The sequence below is a fragment of the Mesorhizobium sp. 113-1-2 genome (genome assembly GCF_016756475.1).
Taxonomy (GTDB): domain Bacteria; phylum Pseudomonadota; class Alphaproteobacteria; order Rhizobiales; family Rhizobiaceae; genus Mesorhizobium; species Mesorhizobium loti_C.
Genome location: NZ_AP023242.1, coordinates 7600114 through 7615002 on the forward strand (window position 1 = coordinate 7600114; position 14889 = coordinate 7615002).

General features: G+C 61.6%; 13 protein-coding genes and 5 pseudogenes. 9 read left to right on the forward strand and 9 right to left on the reverse strand.

Going from position 1 to position 14889, the window contains the following annotated elements:
- Positions 1-404: 404 nt before the first annotated feature.
- Positions 405-527: pseudogene (locus tag JN279_RS36525) on the reverse strand (IS110 family transposase); the annotation flags it as partial.
- A gap of 1 nt (position 528) precedes the next feature.
- On the opposite strand from JN279_RS36525, the pseudogene JN279_RS36530 reads away from it, so the two are divergent.
- Together JN279_RS36530 and JN279_RS39035 are read left to right on the forward strand one after the other, a co-directional pair.
- Positions 529-621, forward strand: a pseudogene (locus JN279_RS36530) (IS66 family transposase zinc-finger binding domain-containing protein); the annotation flags it as partial.
- 50 nt (positions 622-671) lie between these two features.
- On the forward strand, positions 672-902 hold the full coding sequence (locus JN279_RS39035; protein WP_202351581.1) for a helix-turn-helix domain-containing protein: 231 nt from the start codon (positions 672-674) through the stop codon (positions 900-902).
- Between the two features lie 75 nt (positions 903-977).
- Here the strand turns inward: JN279_RS39035 and JN279_RS38555 are convergent, their stop codons facing one another.
- Positions 978-1142, reverse strand: coding sequence for a hypothetical protein (locus JN279_RS38555; protein WP_244734317.1), 165 nt, complete (start codon positions 1140-1142; stop codon positions 978-980).
- 141 nt (positions 1143-1283) lie between these two features.
- Complete coding sequence (locus JN279_RS38560; protein ID WP_244734824.1) at positions 1284-1862, reverse strand: ATP-binding protein; 579 nt, start codon at positions 1860-1862, stop codon at positions 1284-1286.
- A 338-nt stretch (positions 1863-2200) separates the two neighbouring features.
- Here JN279_RS38560 and JN279_RS38565 point away from each other — a divergent pair, with 338 nt between their 5' ends.
- A complete protein-coding gene (locus JN279_RS38565; protein WP_244734826.1) occupies positions 2201-2497 on the forward strand; it encodes a hypothetical protein in 297 nt (98 codons plus the stop codon).
- Here the strand turns inward: JN279_RS38565 and JN279_RS38570 are convergent.
- Positions 2459-2857 (reverse strand): annotated as a pseudogene (locus tag JN279_RS38570) (recombinase family protein); the annotation flags it as partial. The gene JN279_RS38565 and the pseudogene JN279_RS38570 overlap by 39 nt on opposite strands.
- A gap of 78 nt (positions 2858-2935) precedes the next feature.
- Here JN279_RS38570 and JN279_RS36545 point away from each other — a divergent pair.
- The 3 genes from JN279_RS36545 (at position 2936) to tnpB (JN279_RS36555) (ending at position 5224) form a co-directional block, all read left to right on the forward strand.
- Entirely contained in the window at positions 2936-4453 is a 1518-nt protein-coding gene (locus JN279_RS36545) for a DDE-type integrase/transposase/recombinase (protein WP_202351582.1), read from the forward strand.
- Between the two features lie 193 nt (positions 4454-4646).
- Positions 4647-5018 (forward strand): IS66-like element accessory protein TnpA, encoded by a 372-nt coding sequence (gene tnpA, locus JN279_RS36550; protein WP_202351583.1) that lies wholly within the window; start codon positions 4647-4649, stop codon positions 5016-5018.
- Complete coding sequence (gene tnpB / locus JN279_RS36555; protein WP_202351584.1) at positions 5015-5224, forward strand: IS66 family insertion sequence element accessory protein TnpB; 210 nt, start codon at positions 5015-5017, stop codon at positions 5222-5224. Before tnpA ends, tnpB (JN279_RS36555) begins: the two co-directional genes overlap by 4 nt.
- A gap of 6 nt (positions 5225-5230) precedes the next feature.
- On the opposite strand, the gene JN279_RS36560 is transcribed toward tnpB (JN279_RS36555), so the two are convergent.
- The 3 genes from JN279_RS36560 to JN279_RS39040 all read right to left on the reverse strand — a co-directional run bounded on the left by JN279_RS36560 (position 5231) and on the right by JN279_RS39040 (position 8570).
- Positions 5231-7348, reverse strand: a complete 2118-nt coding sequence (locus JN279_RS36560) for a recombinase family protein (RefSeq protein ID WP_202351585.1) — start codon at positions 7346-7348, stop codon at positions 5231-5233.
- A gap of 304 nt (positions 7349-7652) precedes the next feature.
- Positions 7653-8117 (reverse strand): helix-turn-helix domain-containing protein, encoded by a 465-nt coding sequence (locus JN279_RS36565; RefSeq protein ID WP_244734319.1) that lies wholly within the window; start codon positions 8115-8117, stop codon positions 7653-7655.
- A gap of 117 nt (positions 8118-8234) precedes the next feature.
- Positions 8235-8570, reverse strand: coding sequence for a DUF5372 family protein (locus tag JN279_RS39040; protein WP_446720444.1), 336 nt, complete (start codon positions 8568-8570; stop codon positions 8235-8237).
- A gap of 38 nt (positions 8571-8608) precedes the next feature.
- On the opposite strand from JN279_RS39040, the gene tnpB (JN279_RS36575) reads away from it, so the two are divergent.
- The 3 genes and pseudogenes from tnpB (JN279_RS36575) to tnpC all read left to right on the forward strand — a co-directional run.
- Positions 8609-8734, forward strand: a complete 126-nt coding sequence (gene tnpB / locus JN279_RS36575) for an IS66 family insertion sequence element accessory protein TnpB (RefSeq protein ID WP_202351588.1) — start codon at positions 8609-8611, stop codon at positions 8732-8734.
- A 357-nt stretch (positions 8735-9091) separates the two neighbouring features.
- Entirely contained in the window at positions 9092-11179 is a 2088-nt protein-coding gene (locus tag JN279_RS36580) for a recombinase family protein (protein WP_202351589.1), read from the forward strand.
- 108 nt (positions 11180-11287) lie between these two features.
- Positions 11288-12756 (forward strand): annotated as a pseudogene (tnpC, locus tag JN279_RS36585) (IS66 family transposase); the annotation flags it as partial.
- A gap of 143 nt (positions 12757-12899) precedes the next feature.
- Here tnpC and JN279_RS36590 read toward each other — a convergent pair.
- Positions 12900-13901, reverse strand: a complete 1002-nt coding sequence (locus JN279_RS36590) for a tyrosine-type recombinase/integrase (RefSeq protein WP_202351590.1) — start codon at positions 13899-13901, stop codon at positions 12900-12902.
- Positions 13898-14820, reverse strand: a pseudogene (locus tag JN279_RS36595) (tyrosine-type recombinase/integrase). The gene JN279_RS36590 and the pseudogene JN279_RS36595 overlap by 4 nt, the downstream one beginning before the upstream one ends.
- Between the last annotated feature and the right edge of the window lie 69 nt (positions 14821-14889).

Here is a 14889-nt window from a genome sequence, read left to right on the forward strand (position 1 = left end):
AAATTCTCTAGTCGACATGCTCGCCCCGGGGCCGATAGGATGGGTAGAATTTCGGATCGCCATATCACTTTCCCCGTCAGGTAAATTGAGTGTGATTTGCCGCTACGAGACGAGACCCGGATCATCGGAAGATGGGGCTCGCGTTTCAGTTGGGACGCTTTCAAGTACCTGGGCGCCTAGGTGCCTGACCTCAGACTTTGGGGTGAAACTAGCATTGTCAGCGATTTTAGGTCGCAAAGATTCTGTGAAATTACTTGTAGGATCTGTTGCACCGTTTGATTACCGGCCGCGTGGCATGGAGCGCCTCAATGAAACTGGTTGGGCGCGACATTCTAGCCATTTTGAGCAGACCAGTGGTCCTGCTTTGCCACCTTTGGGCGGATCTGATCGGTAACGGCGCCACTGCCGAGCACACTGTTCTCGACATCCCTCAGCTTCGATTGAATGAGCTTGCGCGCCGTCAGCACCGCCCGCACCTCTTGCGCGGCCAGAGACTTGAAATGCACCGGTCGGAACCAGCCAAGCCGCCCCGTCAGCTGCTCGTGTTGCGGTTCGGCCAAGCTGGCAAAGCTTGGCGAGGATATCACCGAGACGCTGGAGGTCATCGCGCCAGCACGCTGGACAAGATCAGCGGCTACCGATCCTCCGACAAAAATGGCGAGTGGCTCACCATGTCGGACGCGGCCGCCCGGCTTGGAGTCTCGCACGTTAAGATCCGCCGCTTCATCAGGGACGGCATATTGCCCCCCGAGCAGGTCATGCGTTGCGCTCCCTATCAAATCCGTCCCAGCGACCTCGAAAATGAGCGGATCAAGGCCGAACTGGCGCGCAAAAGCCCGTGTCGCACCGAAGACGACAATCAGGAATCGCTGTTTTCCGTCCATTTGAAAAGGGGTGCATAATGAATCAGTCTTCAAAAAACAGGCTCTTCGCTGGCAGCGACGCCGGCGCGTTATACTGCTCATCTGTCGATCGCCTTATAAACTAAGGACATTTTGGCGCGGATCATAAGACGCCGGACGCCATGATCGCCTGGCATCGGCTTCACGCCGCACAGTGTCCTCCTCGATATCCGAAAGGCGGATGATCCAGGGCGCACCTTTGCATAGCTGATTCGCTGCCAACGTGCCGCGATTGATCATACGGCGGATCCTTAACGGGCTGACCTGCAGAATTGCGGCGGCTTCGTCGAGCGTCGCTTCGCCACGTGCCGCACGTTCGCCGTCGCGGTATGGTGTGATTCCATGAGTATTGCGAAGGCTGCAGACCTTTCTTCTTAACGCTCAGGCGCGTGTGATCATGAGGGCCAGTGTGTCATCCACGACATCGATGATGATCTCCTTGACCAACAAGCGGACGATCTTCTTTCGCGTCTCGACTGAAGCGCCCGGGCTGTCCCATGCCTGGGCGAGATCCTTCCCGAGGTCCATCAGTCTCGCACGATCCTCGGGAGAGACCGTTGGCGCCTGAAGGGCGACCAGGCGATCGAAATCCTCTTCGAGCTCACGCAGGCGGATCAGTGCCTCATTCCGGCGCCGCTCAAGCTCCCCGGCGACGAGCCGGTTCTCGGGATCGACCGCATAGTACTGGCGGCGTGCACGCCCCGCTTCATAGTGGGCCTGCCGAAGCGCGTTCTCAACCTGCTGTCGCTTGTCGCAGTGCTCTTGGCCTTGCGTCTCCATCGCAGCCAGCGCCGCCTCGATGCCGAGCGGCTGCAGGCGATTAAGAACCTCCTGGCCGACCGCACGGTCAATCCGCATGCCGCCGAAGCGTATGTAGTTGTCGACGGCCTTGTCGCTGAAGGTCCCACGACAGACATAGCGTTGGGTGTTGCCGCCTTTACCGCTGTAAGCGACATGCAATTTGCTGGCCGCAGCGGGCACAGCGGAAGAGCCCTGGGCAGCAAGGCTTCGCCACGGCGGATCGCCCCGCGGCCCAGGTAGCTGTTTCCGTTGGCGTTGTTGGCGATCAGATGCTGATTCCTCTCGAACTCCTCCCAGGAAATATATGCCTGGTGATGATCGCGGATCAAAACCTCCCACTCCTTCCAGTTCCGGCGCATGCTGTCGCGCACAACCCGCTTCCGGCCGCTTTCGATCAAACACGCGTCCCACGCCGGCCAAAAGCATATGAGCCGGCATAGACCGGATTCGTCAGGATGTGGTGCAGCGTGTGATAGTGGCGTCTTGCACTCGATTGCATGCTTGCCACGGCCTCGAATGACCGCCGGAACGAGGACCTGCTCCTGGCGGAACCAGAGCAAGTCCTGGCGGACCGACTGCAGCTCGGCGAATTTGCGGAACACCAGGGCGATGCCGTCTTGGACACGACGGTCCGGATCCTTCTCGAGCCGCCCATCGTCCGCTTTGACGTAGCCGACCGCCACGGTCAGCAGGAGCTCCCCACGGCGCGCCTTTTGCTTGAGCGCCTCCATGAAGCGCTGCCGGAACACCGAAAGCTCCATCTCGCTCATCGTGCCCTTCATGCCAAGCAGTAGGCGGTCGTTGACCAGGCGCGGATCGTAGACACCGTCTTCGTCCACGATCAGCGTTCCAACCAATCCGCAGAACTCAAGCAAGGTGTGCCAGTCACGGCCGTTGCGCGCCAGCCGTGACGCTTCCAACGAGACGACCGCACCGACACGGCCCTCGCATATGGCCGCCAGTAACTTCTCAAACCCGGGCCGAGCCGTGCCTGCACCCGACCGGCCGAGATCGTCATCGACGATTTGGACATCGCTCCAACCCAACTGGCGAGCTCGCTCGACCAGGCCATATTGGCGTCGCTGGCATTCGAGGTTGTTCATGACTTGGTTGCGCGGCGACAAACAAGGCGAGACTCGCCGTCCGCATTGCATCGCTTGAACTGCTCCCGGATGTTGGGCCGTTGCCTCATCTGATTTGCTCCCCGCAGTTTTGGGGCGGGAGCAAATCAGATGAGGCGGATAAGCATGGCGACGCGGGATGAGCTGGTGAAGGTGGTAGCGGAGCGCTACGCCCGAGGCGATCGGGCAGAGAAGTCGCGCATTCTCGATGAATTCGCGGCGGTAAGCGGCGTTCACCGCAAGCATGCCATGCGGTTGCTGCGGAATGGACCACAGGCGCAGCGTTCGAGCCCGCGACCGGAGCGCCGGCTTTATGACGACGCGGTGCGCGAAGCGCTGATCGTGCTCTGGGAAGCTTCGGATCGCATCTGCGGCAAGCGTCTGAAGATGCTGATTCCGATTCTGGTGGAGGCGATGGAGCGTCACGGGCATCTGCACCTAACCGCCGAGATCCGCACACGGCTATTGGCGATGAGCGCGGCCACGATCGACCGCGCCCTTCGCGAGGTTCGAGACATCGCTGGTGGGCCGAGACGCCGTCGCAGTACAGCGTCCACCGCGCTGCGGCGCAGCATTCCGATCCGAACCTTCTCCGATTGGCAGGATCCTCCGCCTGGATTCGTCGAGGCCGACCTGGTGGCGCACAGTGGACCGACGACGCGGGGAAGCTTCATACAAACGCTTTGTCTTACCGACATCGCGAGCGGGTGGACGGAATGCGCGCCCTTGCTGGTGCGTGAACAGAAGCTGTTGAGCGAGGTGCTGACGGTATTACGGCGGCTCCTGCCATTTCAGCTTCTCGGATTCGACACGGACAATGACAGCGTGTTCCTGAACGAGACGATACGCGACTACTGTCTGGATGCCGGCATCGAGTTCACCCGCTGCCGTCCTTACCGCAAAAATGACCAGGCCTTCGTCGAACAGAAGAACGGCGCCGTGGTGCGACGCATTGTCGGGTATCGTCGGCTGGAGGGGCTTGAAGCCGCTGCTGCCCTTGCACAGCTCTATTCGACGGTTCGGCTGTTCGTGAACTTCTTCCAACCCTCCTTCAAGCTGGCCGGAAAGGAACGGGACGGCGCCCGCGTGCGCAAGCGCTATCACCCTGCGGCAACACCGTGCCAGCGACTGCTGGCAGATCCACGCACGCCTGAACCGGTTCGTGCCAGGCTTGCGCAAACACAGGCGAGGCTGGACCCGGTAAAGCTGCTGCAGGAAATGCGATCGGCGCAGCAGCGCCTCGTCGACATTGCCGATAAATCCTGCACGCCAGCGCTGGTGGTGAGCGATCCGGCGCTGGACCAGTTCCTGTCGGGTCTGCGGACGGCCTGGAAGGAGGGGGAAGTCAGCCCAACCGCAAGAGCCAAGCCGAGGCAAAAGCGAGGGCGTCGCCGACCGGATCCGCTCGTGAAGGTCACAGGCGAGTTGCGCGCGTGGTTCGACGAAGAGCCCTGGCGGACGAGCCGCGAATTACTGGTGCGTTTGCAGGCGGAGCAGCCGGGGCAATACCCTGATCCACTTCTGCGCACGCTGCAGCGCCGCTTGAAGATCTGGCGGAAGGAAAAGGCACACGCGATGGTGTTCGGCCCTATGCACGTGGAGCCGACAATCGAGCCGATCGCGCATTGATCGAATCCTAGCCCAGGGGAACATTATGGTGAGGCAACGGAAAGATCGTTCGGGAGCATTCCAGGGTGAGGCAATACGCCGTCTCATCCAGATTGTCGCGCCATACTTGGTAGCTGTATCCCCACGGTGACGGCCGCCTTGCTGAGGTAGGCTGAAGGCTGCAAGTCCTAGTGCAAGCACTAGGAGTAGCCCTGTGACGAAGCATCAGATTGAAGTGATCACGTCGGTCGAGCGGCGCCGGCGCTGGTCTCGGGAGGAGAAGGAGCAGCTGGTCGCCGCGACGTTTGAGCCTGGGGCCAGTGTTTCCGAGATCGCGCGATCGGCTGGCATTCATGTGAGCCAGCTTTTCCGGTGGCGCAAGGAACTCTGCCAGATCTCCGCGCCGTCCGTGCCGCATCTTGTTCCCGTGGAGGTCGTCGAGGCGCAGCAATCACCGATATCCCGATCGCGCAAGAAGAGCAGCATCGTGACGATCGAGCTTGGCGGCGCCCGCCGCCTGCGGGTCGAGAGTGATATCGATAGCGAGGCGCTCGGCCGGATCCTGGATGTGCTGGAGCGGCGATGATCTCGATCCCGAGCGGTGTGAAGGTGTGGCTCGCCACTGGCTATACGGATATGCGCAAGGGCTTCCCCGGCCTGTCGCTGATGGTGCAGGAGACATTGAAGCGCGATCCGCACAGCGGTCATTTGTTCTGTTTCCGCGGGCGGCAGGGAGGGCTGATCAAGGTGATCTGGCACGACGGCCAGGGTGCTTGCCTGTTTACGAACTAACTTGCTTCATACTACAGCCCTTTCCTTGAGATCCGAGCATTTTGAGGAGTTGAGTTGGCGGATGGCCTCCGCCCGATGAGCAAGCTGGTTCCATCGGCTGCACTGTTTGGCTGGGACATGCGGTCCTGGCAGTTCATAGAGGCCGATATAGCCGTTGTAGGCATGTCTTTCCACGATGCCGTATTTCGCCCATCTGACCAGGGTGCATTCGGTGATTCCAAGTTTTGCGCAGGCTTCTGCTTTTGTCAGCATTCCCCGCTCGCGCAGCCGGTCGTAGCGCGAGCGCAGACCATATTGCTTGACGAGATAGATGACGCGCAAGTCGCTGAACCGGGCGTCAGCCTTGCCGCGCCGCGCTGAGCCGCCGGGGCGGATTCCCCTTGCATTCAGGATGTCGGCGATTTCAGCGCAGATATGATCGTCGAGAAGCTTGTCGACCAATTCGACCACCTCGGGCCGGGTCTTTACCTGCTGTGCGGAGGTTTTCGGGTTCTGAGTGATCAATGTTTCGGTCTTTCCGCCTCTGAAGCGGATGTGTATCCGGGTCTCTCCCTCGGCCTGGAACTTGAGCAATGTGACGTCTTCGACGAGATAGGCAAGGAGCCGCTTGCGTTCTCGGTTCGGCAAGGTGGGGTCGCGCCAGACCGTTTTGAAGTCGGCCGTCATGGCGATCAATCGATCGCGGATTGCATCGTCGAGTGTCGCTCGGTCTTCGCGCAGAGCACTCACTCTTTCTTCTCGTAGATCAGACAGCATGCGCAGTTTGTCGTTCCATTCGCGTTCAAGGGTGTCGGCGACCAGGCGGTTGTTCGGATCGACCAGCATAAACCGCCGCTGTGCAAGATCGGCATCGATTTGGGCGCGTTCGACGGCACGGAGCCGGAGTTTGTCCGCTTCGTCATAGCGCGCTTCGATCTCTTTTCGTATCTCCAGAGCTAACTCCACGGCGGCGGGCGTCATTTCCGCGGCGATCAGTTCACCGATCGCCGCGTCGACGGGCCAGCCAGCGATCGACTGGCAATGCGGCTCCCCCCGAGAGACGTAGGCCCGGCTGCAGACGTACCAAGTGTCCACCTGACCGCGCCGGGTGACGTAACGGGCCCTCATGTGACAGCCACACCGCCCGCATATGACGCGCCCCTGCAACAAAGCCGCGCCTTCGCGCGGTGGCGAGACGCGCGCGGTCTGGTAGCCTTGGCCATTGGCCTCGAGCGCCTTGAGGTTGTGCTGGAACTGCTCCCAGCTGATATAGCCGGGATGGGCGTCCGGGATGCATGCGAGCCATTCATTGGGCTCCCGCTTGCGGAACTGTTTCTTTCCGTCGACGGTTCTGCGGTAAAGACGCTGACCATAGGCATAGACGCCCGCGTAGCGAGGATTGTGCAGCGTGCGTAAGGCCGCCGATGTGGTGAGCGGTTGGAAGACCACCCGCTTGCTGTTGCGGAACCGGGATGGGAAGAGCAGACCTTCCCTGGCAAACGCCTTGACGGTCTGCGTAGCCGACCCGACCCGCGAGAACGTCTCGAAGAAGTGGGTGATCATCTCCCGGATCTGAGCGTCTGGATCAAGGACCACATCGCCAACCTCATTGTAGATGAAGCCGGTCGGAAGGGGACAGCGATATTCGCCGCGGCGTGCTTTGTTGAGAATGCCACCGCGCAACCGGGCTTTGATAACGTGCAACTCGGCCTCGCTCATCGTGCCCTTGAGGCCCAGCAGAAGCCGGTCATTGAAGTTGGCCGGATCGTAGACGCCATCTTCGTCGAGAATGAGCGTGTCGGCCAAAGCGCAGATCTCCAGCAGCCGATGCCAGTCCGCATTGTTTCTGGCGAGGCGAGATACTTCCAGGCCCATGACGATCCCCGCGCGCCCCATGCCGACATCGGATACCAAGCGCTGGAAGCCTTCGCGCCACGACGCTGAAGCGCCGGATTCGCCCTGGTCGCTGTCGATGACGGTGATCTGGTCGTCGTGCCATCCAAGCCCGATCGCGCGACCACGAAGATCGTATTGACGCTTGGTGCTTTCGACATTCTCCATGACCTGTCGCATCGATGACTGTCGGATGTAGAGGTAAGCGCTCCGCTCGAGATGATGCGATTGGACCTTGAGCTTTTCGTTCATGCTGCTCTCCGTTCAGGGGCCGCCATCACGATGGCGGCAAGCAAGTGGATGATTGTGCGTCGCTCGGACGTTTCGTCTGCGATAGGCAGCCTGGCGACAGGCGGCAAAGCCGCGGGTGGGGACCAGCCCGGCGCACGCAAGATCGCGCTAACCCAGGCCCACATGCCGCGATGCAGAAGGATGCTAAGACCACTGCGTGCCTCCAGAGGGAGCGCGGCGCCAAGCGCGGCGGCGCGCAGTATTTCGTATCGCTCCGTGGCGCGGGACTGCATCGCGCAATGCAGTTGCGCACCGCCACTGATGGTTACGCCGTTTTTTTTACGCCGAGCGCACGCTCGATTGTTCTGGGGTGGACATCGAGGCCGAACTCTGTCCAGAGCCGGTTCGTCAGTTCGCGTGCCCGAATGGGCTCGCCTGGAACCACCTGGGCCCTGAGGAAGGCCAGCACTTCGCTCTGGATCTTGTGCGGGCCGTGCGGGCCGCGCTTCCTCGGTACTAGGCCGGCCAGCCCCGCGTCCTCGAAGTCCGCCTTGGCCTGGTAGAAGGTCGGCCGGGAGACGCCATATTCGTCGGACACCTCCGTTACCGACATTTTGTCGACGGATACGCGCCGCAGCATCTCGTACTTCACCTGCACGATGTCGCGCGGATCGAAGAAGCCGTCCTCCCGGAACTTCTGATCGCCGATTTTTTCCGGGGCTGGATTGAGCGTGCCATCCGCGGCCAAGGCGCTGGCCTTCGATTGCCTGTGCTTGACGCTGTCCGACACCTGCGCTGCTCCCGATGTCGACTCAATTGACGTAATTATAAATATGCCGTGCAAGGTTAAATCGTCAAGCGTGTCTCTGTCGACCAATCGCATATGATCCCCGCAAATCTGGCACATTCAACGAAGGCTCCACGGGTTTTGCGGCGTTATTTTCCTTACAACATCGGCAAAAATTCCTTTACAATCTTGCGGCGTTTCGCGTCTGCGTTGCGATATGAGGCGCTCTACGAGACCGCTGAGTTCCAGTAGGTCGGTGAGGCTGCACAGTGCGCGCCCGTTTCCCGCGATAACCTCAAGGCTGGGCACTGCTGCATCGGTCCATTGCGGCGGAACAGAGCAAATCCGGCCATCATCAAAACGCAGCAGCAACAGCTTGCCCGCTCGGTTACCGCGCTTCCCAACGCAGGCACCGCGCTGCCCGGAATACGGATGAAAGGGGTGACTCACCGTCACAAACTGCAACGGGGACGATGAACCGCCTGCATTTCCAAGTGAGTTACAAGAAGCTCGAGCGCGGCCGCTTCATCTGGCCCTCGGCGGCCGACGGCACGGTGGTGATCACGCCCGCTCAGCTTGGCTATCTGCTCGAAGGCCTACAGGAATATCCCCGTTGGTGAGTCCGACGAATCATCGGGCGAGCTGGTCCGGGTTCTGGACCCACATCATCCGCTTTACGGGCGATCCTTCCGCCTGATCCGCCGAGTGGCGCATGGAGGTGGCAACTTTCCACCGTCATATGAAGTCGAGCATCGTGATGGATCAACATTGCTGATCGCGGTGGCAGCAACGCAGAAGTATGTAGAGGACGCGAATCAGACTAAATTGAGCGTCGAGGCGGTTCGGGATCTTGTCGCGGTGGCGGAATGTCTCGAAGGTCATGACCATAGACCCCAAGAGCCTGTGGGCGACGCTGTCACCAGCTTTGCGGCGTCAAATCCTCGACGACGTCGCCGCGGTTCTGGCGGAGGTGTCCCGTGAAGTCCGAACTGGTCAAGCCAACCCATCTGGCGCGCAGAGCGGTTGTTTACGTCCGGCAGTCGACGCCGCACCAGGTGGTCAGCAATCAAGAGAGCCTGCGGTTGCAGTACGCGCTTCGTCAGCGCGCCCGAGAACTCGGCTGGCATGATGCCGACATCGATGTCATCGATGCCGATCTCGGCTTGAGCGCAGCGTCTGCTGCAAAGCGGAATGGCTTCAAGGAACTCGTCGGACGGGTTGGCCTCAGCGAGATCGGGTTGATCCTATCGATCGATGTGACGCGGCTGGCGCGCAACTGTTCAGATTGGTACCCGCTCCTGGATATCTGCGGCCTGCGCGGCTGCCTTATTGCCGATCGCGATGGCGTATATGATCCCGGCAGCGCCAATGGCCGCCTGCTTCTCGGCCTGAAGGGAACGATCTCAGAGCTCGAGCTGCATACGATCCGCAGCCGTCTGACGGCTGGTCTGCTTGCCAAGGCCGAGCGCGGCGAGCTTGCCCTCATGCTGCCAGTAGGCTTGACGCGCGATCCGAGCGGGGTGGTTGTCAAAGATCCGGATCTTGCCGTTCAGGAACGGCTTGAGCTTGTGTTCCAGACATTCCTGAAGTTCCGCACCGTTGCCAAAGTTATGCGTGTGCTGAACGATCGGGGCCTGGCTTTGCCGCGCCGCGACCGGCACGGCGAGCTGCGCTGGGCGCGAGCGACGGTCTCGGCGGTGGCGGCAATCCTGAAGAACCCCGCTTATGCCGGTGCCTTCGTCTATGGACGAACCAGGCCCCGTGCCACCGCGTGCGAAGGCGGTTCGCCGGCAAAGGTGGCGCGGCCGATCGATGAATGGCGGATCGTCGTGAAGGACCGGTATCCGCCTTACATCGACTGGCCAACCTATGAGAATATCTGTGACGTCGTGCGAGACAACCGAGCCGAATACATGCGCATCAAGACGAGAGGTGCTCCCCGCAACGGCGAGCTTCTGCTGCATGGCATCGTCTGGTGCGGGCGGTGCGGCCACAAGATGTACGTTCGCTACAAAGGTGGCGGAGAGTATGTGTGCAATCACCTGCGCTCCCACACTGGCTTGCCGGCCTGCCAGCACATCCGCGCTTCACGCGTGGATGCCGCTGTGGCCGACGCATTCTTGGCGGCGCTGGCGCCTGCCGAGATTGATGCGCTGTCGCGAGCCCGCCGGGCGCAACAGCAGGTCGAAAAGGCCCTGCGCAGCAGCGCGGAACGTGAGCTTGAGCGCAAGCGCTATACTGCAGCGTTGGCCGAGCGCCAGTTCAACCGCGTCGATCCGGACAATCGTCTTGTCGCCGGCGAACTCGAGCGTCGATGGGAAGCGGCGTTGAGCGAGGTTCGCGCTGCCGAAGAAGCCCTTGCCCGGCAAGCTTCGGCCGAGCCCGTCATGCAAATGGCGCTGGGCAAAACCCTCAACAGCAAGGTCGTCACCCTTTCCGGTCGCCTGCCGCAAATCTGGGCGGACGACGCCACGACGGACGCGCATCGCAAGGCGCTGTTGCGGTGTCTGGTCGAAAAAGTCGTTCTCGATCGCGGCGAGCACGATGTTGCTGTGGCCAGGATTGTCTGGCGAGGCGGCGCGGTCACGGAACTTGAGGTCAAGATGAAGGTCAACTCCGTCGCCAAGCTCACGCACGGTGAAGAAATGCGTGCGCGTCTGCTCGATCTCGCAATAGCCGGCATGCCTGATGATGAGATTGCCGCCGTCCTCACCCAGGAGGGGCACCGCTCGCCCAATTGCGCCGAAAAGGTCCTGCCGATCACCGTGCAGCGGATCCGGCTCGGCGCCGGGATCAGGATAACGACGCAGCGCAACCGATGGACCCACAAGGCCACTTCGCTGAGCGCCACACAATTGGCCGCACGGCTGAACATCCCCGTCAATTGGATCTATGTGCAAATCAGACAGAAGCGCCTCCTGATCGACCGTCAGCCGACCGGAGCCTACCTGTTCCAAAACTCCCCTTCCGTAATCAATGCAGTCCGCGACCTCCGCAACCACACCATCCGCCACCTTGATCTGAGAATCATTCAGCCTCAACAGGAGGGGTATCAACATGTGTGATCGCTCGAAGGCATCGACTGGCGAATGCCGCAAAAAACCTGGCGTCCAAGCTCGGCGGGATGAACAAAACCGCTGGCATGGCGGGAGCGAATATGATTCCATCGCGCCATGACCGATGCGGCCGATCAGCTTCCTGGTGATCTTGCCAGTGCGCACGCGATGATCCTCGCCGAGCGTGCCGCCCGCCGGGAGGCGCAAGCACTCGCCGCCCGCGCGCAAGCCGTGAACTCGCACTCGGATGCGCTGATCGCCCGGCTCAGGCTGGAGATCGAGAAGCTGAAGCGCGAGATCCATGGCAGCCGCTCGGAGCGCAAGGCGCGGCTTCTCGAACAGATGGAGTTGCAGCTTGAGGAACTGGAAGCCGACGCCAGCCAGGACGAATTGGCGGCGGAACTGACGGCACGCTCCTCGACGGTCAGGGCGTTCGAGCGCAAGCGACCGTCGCGCAAGCCTTTCCCCGAACATCTGCCGCGTGAGCGCGTGGTCATAGCCGCGCCGGCGAACTGCCCGTGTTGCGGTTCGGGCAAGCTGGCCAAGCTTGGCGAGGACGTTACCGAGACGCTGGAGGTGATCCCGCCCCAGTGGAAGGTGATCCAGACCGTGCGCGAGAAGTTCTCTTGCCGCGAATGCGAGAAGATCTCGCAGCCGCCGGCGCCCTTCCATGTGACGCCGCGCGGCTTTGCCGGGCCGAACCTTTTGGCGATGATCCTGTTCGAGAAGTTCGCCCAGCACCAGCCGCTGAACCGGCAGAGCGAGCGCGATGCCCGCGAGGGCATCGACCTCAGCCTTTCCACACTGGCCGACCAGGTCGGAGCCTGTGCCGCGGCGCTCAAGCGGGTGCATGCGCTGATCGAGGCGCATGTGCTTGCCCCCGAGCGTCTGCATGGTGACGACACCACCGTGCCGATCCTGGCCCGCGGCAAGACCGATACCGGTCGCATCTGGACCTATGTCAGGGATGACCGGCCGTTCGGCGGACGATCGCCGCCAGCGGCGCTCTACTATGCCTCGCGCGATCGGCGGCAGGAACATCCCGAGCGTCACCTGAAGAGCTTCACCGGCATTCTGCAGGCCGATGCCTATGGCGGCTACAACCCGCTCTTCAAGGTGGACCGTGACCTCGGCCCGCTGACCCAGGCGCTGTGCTGGGCGCATGCGCGCCGCAAGTTCTTCGTGCTTGCCGACATCGCAACGAATGCCAAGCGTGGCAAGAACGCCGCGCCGATCTCGCCGATCGCGCTTGAGGCGGTCAAACGCATCGACGCCCTGTTTGACATCGAGCGCGACATCAACGGTCTTGCCCCAGGCGAACGTCTGGAACGACGCCGGCAGGAAAGCCGTCTTCTCGCCACCGAACTTGAGGCCTGGATGCGGGCAGAGCGGGCAAGACTGTCGTGCAGCTCTCCGGTCGCCGAGCCAATCGACTATATGCTGAAGCGCTGGGAAGGGTTCACGACCTTCCTCGGCGATGGCCGGATTTGCCTCACTAACAACGCGGCCGAACGCGCGCTGCGCTCTTTGCAGGCTCCGACGGCGGTGCCGAGCACTGGGCCTTCATCGCGTCATTGATCGAGACCTGCTTATGCCGCGCGCGGCATAAGCAGGTTTATGCCGACCGCCGAACTATGCCGAGCGCCTCTTCCGATCATGGCGGTACGGAGCGCTTTGCCCGCCATTTCGATCAAGAACCGGTCGTTGACACTCGGCATAGTTCTGATGCTCAAAGGGCGTTCAGGAACTCAAGAAGCCTGTCGTTTGGTCGAAATCGTTCGGCCTTTGCGCGTTCGTATGGCTTCAGCTTGGCGAGTTCGGATTCCTTCAGCTCAAGATGTGCGTGAAGATAGGTCAGCGTCGTTTCCATCGCCTCATGGCCCAGCCATAGGGCGATGACCGAACAATCGACGCCCGCCTGCAGCAGCTCCATGGCAGCGCTGTGCCTCAAAACATGGGGCGACACCCGCTTCGAGCGGAGGGTGACGCAGTGTTCGCGAGCCTTGGCGACATATTTGTTCAGCAGCGCCTGCACGCCGTCGGCGCTCAGCTTGCCGCCGTGCGTGTTCGGAAAGACAGCCGTTGCGCCCCGCTTCCTGGGCTCGTTGAGCCAGCCCCGAAGAGCTTGCTGTGCAACCTTGGTGAGCGGCGTACTTCGCTCCTTGCGGCCCTTGCCAAGGCATCGCACGTGGGCACCGTGCCCCAGCATCACCGAGTGCCGGTCGAGATCGATGATCTCCGAGACCCGCAACCCCGTTTGCGCGGCCAGCAACAGCAGAGTGTGATCACGCCGTCCCAGCCATGTGCTGCGATCCGGACAGGCCAGGATCGCTTCAATCTCGGGCCTGGTGAGAAACTGAAGCTGTCGCTTGTCGCATCGCTTGCTCGGGATCGCGAGCACGCGATGAATCTGGGCGCTATGGGCCGGCTCCTCGAACGACGCATATCTAAAGAAAGACCGTATGGCCGTGAGGCGGAGGTTCCGGGTCCTCACCGAGGCGGATCGCAGGGTCTCGAGGTCCTCCAGGAATGCGCCGATGAAAGGCGCGTCCAAATCCCGAAGTGTCAACTGCGACGGAGACCTGCCAAGGCGTGTCTGCGCGAATGCAAACAGGAGCCGGAAGGTGTCGCGATAGGAGGCGATGGTGTTGGAGCTTACGCCTCGATGTCGCATGAGCCGATCGGTGAACCATCGCTCGATCAGCACGGCCAGATCGTTCGAGGCACTCATGAGCGAACCTCGCACCGCTCATCCAGCAGTCGCGCGGCATGGGTCATTAGCTCCGGCGCGGCGGATAGATACCAGTAGGTATCGCGAACATTGGCGTGGCCGAGAAAGGTCGAGAGGACCGGCAGTTCCCGCTCGACATCTTCGCCCGCACGATACCAGTTGGTCAGGGCCTGGACGGCGAAACGGTGACGAAGATCGTGAATCCGCGGACCATTGCGCTGCCCCCGCTGCCGCAGACCGATCTGTCGCGACAGCTGCCAGAACACCCGGTGCACGTATTGGTGCAGCAATCTGCCGCCCTGCTCGGCGACAAAGAAATAGGGGCTACGAGGCGCGACGAGATGCGCGTCGCGTCGCGCGGCGTAGTCCGACAGCACGGCGACCGTCGTGGCATGGAGCGGGACCAGCCGCGACTTGCCAAACTTCGTCTCCCGATGGTGAGGATACCTTGGTCGAGATCGACGTCGTCTCGGCGCAGGTCGAGCGCTTCGGAATGGCGTAGCCCGGCGACCGCTATCAATCCGAACAGACAATGATATGTCCAGCGACGGAGTGCGTTGGCGGGCGGCAGCGACAGTGCCGCCGCCAGAAGCGCCGTGATCTCAGCATCGGTATAAATGTAGGGCTTTGCCCGCCGCGCCGGCGGCACAGCGTCTTGAGGTGGCACTTCCGTCATGGGGTCGAAATGAGCGAGGTGCTGAGCGAAGCAGCGCACATCGGTTAGGCGGATGGACCAACTCGGTTGTCGGCCGATCAACGTCACCCACTTCATTGCCAACGCCGTGGTGACGGTCTCGGCGCCGCGAGCCTCCATGAAGGTGACGAAATCCGACAACCGTCGAGCGGGGCCATGATACTTGTATCCCATTCCCTGGCGCATGCCCACATAGCGCCCGAGCGCTGTTCGAAGACGGCTCATTGGACACCTCCCGGCCAGGGCAGCTCAGTTCGCGCAGCTTCTCGATGTCGAGCTTGGCATAGATCCTCG

Excerpts from the sequence above, each read along its gene's own strand:
- JN279_RS39035 (WP_202351581.1), top strand. The coding sequence starts at position 672 with ATGTCGGACGCGGCCGCCCGGCTTGGAGTCTCGCACGTTAAGATCCGC.
- JN279_RS38555 (WP_244734317.1), bottom strand. The coding sequence starts at position 1,142 with ATGATCAATCGCGGCACGTTGGCAGCGAATCAGCTATGCAAAGGTGCG.
- JN279_RS38565 (WP_244734826.1), top strand. The coding sequence starts at position 2,201 with ATGCTTGCCACGGCCTCGAATGACCGCCGGAACGAGGACCTGCTCCTG.
- JN279_RS36545 (WP_202351582.1), top strand. The coding sequence starts at position 2,936 with ATGAGGCGGATAAGCATGGCGACGCGGGATGAGCTGGTGAAGGTGGTA.
- tnpB (WP_202351584.1), top strand. The coding sequence starts at position 5,015 with ATGATCTCGATCCCGAGCGGTGTGAAGGTGTGGCTCGCCACTGGCTAT.
- JN279_RS36560 (WP_202351585.1), bottom strand. The coding sequence starts at position 7,348 with ATGAACGAAAAGCTCAAGGTCCAATCGCATCATCTCGAGCGGAGCGCT.
- JN279_RS36590 (WP_202351590.1), bottom strand. The coding sequence starts at position 13,901 with ATGAGTGCCTCGAACGATCTGGCCGTGCTGATCGAGCGATGGTTCACC.